The organism is Phenylobacterium sp., from assembly GCF_031412415.1.
Taxonomy (GTDB): Bacteria; Pseudomonadota; Alphaproteobacteria; order Caulobacterales; family Caulobacteraceae; genus Phenylobacterium.
In genome coordinates this window covers 1-5,144 of record NZ_JANOCX010000410.1, presented here as the reverse complement: position 1 = coordinate 5,144, position 5,144 = coordinate 1, and the positions used below count along the sequence as shown (strand labels likewise).

Sequence of the window (5,144 nt, the reverse complement as noted above, 5' to 3'; positions counted from 1 at the left end):
GTCCCACTGCTCGCCCATGCCGGTCAGCAGCGATAAGGTTGTGTCCTGCGCCTTCAAGCTCCAACCGATACGGTCGAGCTCGGGATAAGAACGGCCTCGGGGGCGGTCGCAAGAAGCGGTCAACGCGACCAGGATCAATGTCGCAGCAAAACACCGTCGCATGCCGCTATCTCCACGAGGGATTCGATTTTCTACCATGGCGTGTGGGTCTGCCATTCAGCCAGAACGTCGAACGTCAGTGTGCCACGCTAGCCGAACTCCGGGCTGAACCGGATGTTCTTGCGCTCCAGGCCGCGCAGAACCACCTCGGTTCCGCCGCTCTTGATCATCCATTCCAGGCGGTGGTCTCGGTATTCGCGCTTGAACAGGCCCTTCTCGACCAGCTCGGCGACATTGGGCATGGCGGAGGTCGAGGCGGGCGTCCGCGCCTCGTCGTTGGTCGCGCCGACCGAGGGTCGGGCATTGGCGCGGGCCAGCCAGTCCGAGAGCTTGGAACCCTTGGCCGGCGGGTTGCCGTGACCGACCGAGCCGTTGAGGTAGGGGACCACCGACAGGTCGCCCCAACCGAAGGTCTCGCCGTTGAACCAGGGCCGGTCGCCGAGCTGACCATCCAGCCAGGCGAAGAAGCCTTGAGTCTGCCTCGCGGCCTTGGCCAACAAGGCCTGGGCCAGTTCGCCCTCGGCGCGGCGGAACCAGCGGATTTCCGACAAGCCCCAGTTGATAGCCTCGAAGTGGGCGTCCATCACCTCCTCGATCATCCGCACGCGGGCGCGGTCGGCGGCGCCGGCCGGCAGCATGGGCGGCTCGGGATAGGCGTCCTCCAGGTACTCCAGGATGATCGTGGAATCGAAGACCGAGACATCGCCGTCCACCAGGGCGGGCACCTCCGCGCGCGGATTGGCCGTGACGAAGTCGCCGGCCGCCCCGCCCGCGCCGAGCCCGCCGGGGGCCAGAGTCTGGAACGCCAACCCCTTCTCGCGCATGGCGATCTTGACCTTCTGGGCGTAGGGCGAAAGCGGGTGATCGTAGAGCGTCAGCATGGCCTGGGCCTCCCTGCCGCTCCTCGGCGGCGCGGCCTGATCGGACGACCCGGACGGTAGGGAAGTCAACGGAACCCGCGCTTGACGCCCGTGGCGTCAGGGGGTCCTTCTCCGAACAACTGTTCGAAAAAACCAGGGAGGCGGCCATGGCCTATAAGCCATTCGATCTGACGGGGAAGGTGGCGCTGGTCACCGGCGGCAATGGCGGCATCGGCTTCGGCATGGTCGAGGCTCTGGCCCAGTCCGGCGCCGACATGGTGATCTGGGGCTCCAATCCCAAGAAGAACACCGACGCCGAGGCGAAGCTCGCCAGCGTGGGCGTGCGGGTCATGTCCCAGGTCGTGGACGTGGCCGACGAAGACGCCGTGCGCGCCGGCATGGTCGAGGCCGTCTCCAAGATGGGCCGCATCGACACCGTGATCGCCAACGCCGGGATCGGCGGCGGCGCCACCTCGTTCGCCGAGTTCCCCACCGAGACCTATCGCCGAGTGCTGGCGGTCAATCTGGACGGTGTGTTCTTCACCTTCCGCGAGGCCTGCAAGCACATGGTCGAGCGGGCCGGGTCGGGCGACAAGGCGGGCGGTTCGCTGGTCGTGATCTCCTCGCTCTCGGCCTACGACGGCGCCCCGCGCAACGAGGCCTACGCGGCGACCAAGGGCGCGGTGATCTCCATGATCCGGGCGATCGCCGTGGAACATGCCCGCTATGGCGTCCGCGCCAACGCCATCCTGCCGGGCTGGATCGCCACCGACATGACGGCCGGCGCCCAGGGCAACGACAAATTCAACGACGCGGTGATCAAGCGCGTGCCGGTGCGCCGCTGGGGCCAGCCGGCGGACTTTGGCGGCATGGCGGTCTACCTCGCCTCCGACGCCTCCAGCTTCCACACCGGCGACAGCTTCCTGATCGACGGCGGCTACGGGATCTTCTGATCGTCAGTGACGTCGGGTCACGGTTTCATTCACCCGCGCCCGGCGCCATCCTCCCGGAATAAAATTCGGGAGGATTTCGATGGGCCTGCATACTCCGCTTTGCGACCTGCTGGGGGTCAAGCACCCGGTGATGCTGGCCGGGATGGGCGGCGTCTCCTACGCCGAGCTCGCCGCGGCCGTCTCGAACGCCGGCGGCTATGGCGTCTTGGGCATGGCCGGGCGCTCGCCCGACTTTATCCGCGACGAGATGCGCAAGGTGAAGTCGCTGACCGACAAGCCGTTCGGCGTCGATCTGCTCGCGGCCTCGCCTGAGAGCCTGACGGCCTCGGTGGAGATCATCATCCAAGAGGGCGCCTCCAGCTTCGTGGCGGGCCTGGGCGTGCCCATGCCGATCATGGAGAAGCTGAAGAAGGCTGGCCTCAAGGTCATGGTGGTCTGCGGGGCGGTGAAGCACGCGGTCAAGGCCGAGCAGGCCGGCTGTGACGCCGTGATCTGCCAGGGCGGCGAGGGCGGCGGCCATACCGGCCTGGTCGGCACCATGCCCCTTGTGGCCCAGGCGGTCGAGGCCGTGAAGATCCCGGTGGTGGCGGCCGGTGGCCTCTATGACGGCCGCGGCCTGGCCGCCTCGCTCGCGCTGGGCGCCGTGGGCGTCTGGATGGGCACGCGGTTCATCGCCAGCGACGAGGCCCATGCGGGCGAGCTCTATCGCCAGACCATCATCGAGGCGGCGGACGAGGACACGATCCGCACCCGGTCGTATTCCGGCAAGCCGATGCGGGTGCGCAAGAACCCCTATGTCGAGGACTGGGAGACCCGGCCGCAGGACATTCAGGCCTTCCCGATGCAGGCCATGCTGTCCAGCCGCGCGGGCGTGATGGGCGGGATCGGCGGCCAGATCGAGGGTCTCGATCCCGACAAGTCCTGCTTCGCCATGGGGCAATCGGCCGGCGGGGTCCACGAGGTGCTCCCCGCCGCCGAGATCGTGCGCCGCCTGGTGGCCGACGCCGAGGCCGCCCTGGAGCGGGCCTCGAAGCTGCGCGTCAAGGTCGACGCCTAGCCGTCGATGTCCCAGCCCAGCGCCAGGCGGCCTGCATAGCGGAGCTGGGGCTTTTCCTGAAGCGGGTGGAACCGCGCGCCCTGGATATCGCGGAAAGCGCGCTCCAACCCGGCGTCGCGGTAGAACGAAGCGCCGCCGGCGACCTCCATGGCGCGCTCGACGGTCTTGATCGCCGATTGCGCGACGACGGTCCGCCCGATCATGGCGCGGCCCGTCACCTCGGGTCCGATGGCGTCGGTCTCGGCGAGCGCGATCATGTCCGCCAGCATGACCTCGGCGATGTGGAGCGCGTTCTCCATCTCCCCGACCAGATAGGCCAGATGCCCGTCATCGGCCTTCTTGCGCGCCATCGTCAGCGCCTTGGCTCGCGCGCCGTCGGCCACGCCGACATAGGCCGAATAGATGGCGGCGAAGGCGATCTTCGAGATGGCGTGGAAAAGCGGGTGCCAGGCGCCCTGAGGCCTGCGGCCCGCGATGGCGGCGTCGGGCACGAAGACCTCGGTCAGTTGGACGTCGTGCGAGCCGGTGCCGCGCATGCCCAGGGTTCGCCAGGTGTCAGCGATGGTCACGCCCTCGGCCTTCAACGGCACGGCGAAGTGCAGCACGGTCGCGCCGGCTTCCGGGTCGTCATAGACCGCGCTCGTGGAGAGCAGGTCGCCCGCCAGGCAACCGCTGGAGAAGATCTTCCTGGCGGTGATCTTGAAGCCGCCTTCGACCTTCACGGCGTCGCCGGCGCTTTTCAGCCAGTCCGACCCGCCGCTGGACACGAGGATCAGGTTCTCTGCCGCGACACGCTTGAGCAGCCCCTCGGTCGGGGCGCCCTGGACCCGCCAGCGCCATGCGGCCACGGCAACCAGGTGGGTGTGCATCGAGAAGGCGAGGGCCGTGGAGCCGCAGGCGGCGCCTAGGCGGCGGATCACCTGGCAGATCTCGGTGAAACTCGCGCCCGATCCGCCCAGTTCGACGGGGACCAGGGCGCTGAAGAAGCCCTCGGCCTTCAGGCGGGCATAGGCGTCGAACACGAAGGTGTCTTCCGCGTCGTGACGCGCGGCCTGGGCGGCGATGTCCCCGGCGACGGCGTCGGCACGGGCCAGCCAGTCGATCGGGGCGGTGTCTGTGTTTTTTTCCAGCAACATGTCGGTTTCCTTGAGCTTGGGGGTGGCCCCAGCCGTCTGAAGGAACAATCTCAAGTCGCGTCACGAGGGGCTAGTTCAGGAACTGAACCGGCCCGATACAGAAAATGAACTAGCTCGCCGCCGCTCCTCAGCGTTAGCTTTGCGCCAAGCCTGGATGGAGGACGGACGATGACCCAGGGAAGCTACAGGCAATTCTGCCCGGTCGCGATGGCCGCCGAGGTTCTGGGCGCGCGGTGGACCATCGTTCTGCTGCGCGAGCTTGTCGCCGGCTCAACGCGGTTCAACGACCTGCGGCGCGGCGTGCCGCGCATGTCCCCCGCGCTGCTGTCTCAGCGACTGAAGGATCTTGAGCTGGCCGGCATTGTGCGGCGCGACCCGGCGCCCGGCGAGCCTGGAGCTCACGAATATCGCCTGACGGAAGCCGGAAACGAGCTGGGTCCTATTGTCGACGCCTTCGGAATCTGGGGGCAGCGGTGGGTCGCGAGCGAGCTCAGCCTGCAACATCTCGACGCCCAACTGCTCATGTGGGACATGCGCCGCGGCCTGAACACCACGCCCATGCCCGCGCGCCGCAGTGTGATCCAGTTCCAGTATCCGGACGCGCCGGCGGCGCACCGTCACTGGTGGCTGATCGTCGAGCCGGACATGCCTGTGGACCTCTGCTCCGTGGATCCCGGGTTCGATGTCGACCTCTTCGTCGTAAGCGACCTGCGCGAGATGACCGCGATCTGGATGGGGCATGAGACCGTCGCTGGCGCCCTGACCTCGGGGCGTATGACGCTTACCGGCGACCGAAGCCTGGCGACGTAGATGCAGTCCTGGCTGGGTCTCAGCCCCTTCGCCAAACACGCCAGGCTGGCGAGCTGACACGGAAACGCCCTCCCTCCCGGGCTGGGGAGGGCGGGCGTCGCGGCCTGTAGGCGCGGCGGGTGGGGACGTCGGGCAGCGCGCTTCGTCAGCCAGCGACCTTCGCGGCGAT

Annotated in this window: 5 protein-coding genes; 3 read left to right on the top strand and 2 right to left on the bottom strand. The window is 68.0% G+C overall.

The annotated features are described in order from the left end of the window. Window positions 1-248: 248 nt before the first annotated feature. Window positions 249-1,040 carry a glutathione S-transferase family protein gene (locus tag RMO04_RS19155; protein WP_309646366.1) on the bottom strand — a complete coding sequence of 264 codons (792 nt, stop codon included), beginning with the start codon at window positions 1,038-1,040 and terminating at the stop codon, window positions 249-251. A 146-nt stretch (window positions 1,041-1,186) separates the two neighbouring features. On the opposite strand from RMO04_RS19155, the gene RMO04_RS19150 reads away from it, so the two are divergent. Next, on the top strand, window positions 1,187-1,972 hold the full coding sequence (locus RMO04_RS19150) for an SDR family oxidoreductase (protein WP_309646365.1): 786 nt from the start codon (window positions 1,187-1,189) through the stop codon (window positions 1,970-1,972). A gap of 79 nt (window positions 1,973-2,051) precedes the next feature. Next, window positions 2,052-3,029: a nitronate monooxygenase family protein gene (locus tag RMO04_RS19145; RefSeq protein WP_309646364.1), complete on the top strand. Its 978-nt coding sequence runs from the start codon at window positions 2,052-2,054 to the stop codon at window positions 3,027-3,029. Here RMO04_RS19145 and RMO04_RS19140 read toward each other — a convergent pair. Beyond that, the gene (locus tag RMO04_RS19140) at window positions 3,026-4,165 is read right to left on the bottom strand and encodes an acyl-CoA dehydrogenase family protein (protein ID WP_309646363.1); all 1,140 of its coding nucleotides are present in this window, start codon (window positions 4,163-4,165) and stop codon (window positions 3,026-3,028) included. The two genes, RMO04_RS19145 and RMO04_RS19140, sit on opposite strands and share 4 nt — an antisense overlap. A gap of 168 nt (window positions 4,166-4,333) precedes the next feature. On the opposite strand from RMO04_RS19140, the gene RMO04_RS19135 reads away from it, so the two are divergent. Next, on the top strand, window positions 4,334-4,975 hold the full coding sequence (locus RMO04_RS19135) for a helix-turn-helix domain-containing protein (protein ID WP_309646362.1): 642 nt from the start codon (window positions 4,334-4,336) through the stop codon (window positions 4,973-4,975). The last annotated feature ends 169 nt before the right edge of the window (window positions 4,976-5,144 follow it).

Coding starts and splice junctions, on each gene's coding strand:
- RMO04_RS19145 (WP_309646364.1), top strand. CDS start 2,052: ATGGGCCTGCATACTCCGCTTTGCGACCTGCTGGGGGTCAAGCACCCG.
- RMO04_RS19155 (WP_309646366.1), bottom strand. CDS start 1,040: ATGCTGACGCTCTACGATCACCCGCTTTCGCCCTACGCCCAGAAGGTC.
- RMO04_RS19140 (WP_309646363.1), bottom strand. CDS start 4,165: ATGTTGCTGGAAAAAAACACAGACACCGCCCCGATCGACTGGCTGGCC.
- RMO04_RS19150 (WP_309646365.1), top strand. CDS start 1,187: ATGGCCTATAAGCCATTCGATCTGACGGGGAAGGTGGCGCTGGTCACC.
- RMO04_RS19135 (WP_309646362.1), top strand. CDS start 4,334: ATGACCCAGGGAAGCTACAGGCAATTCTGCCCGGTCGCGATGGCCGCC.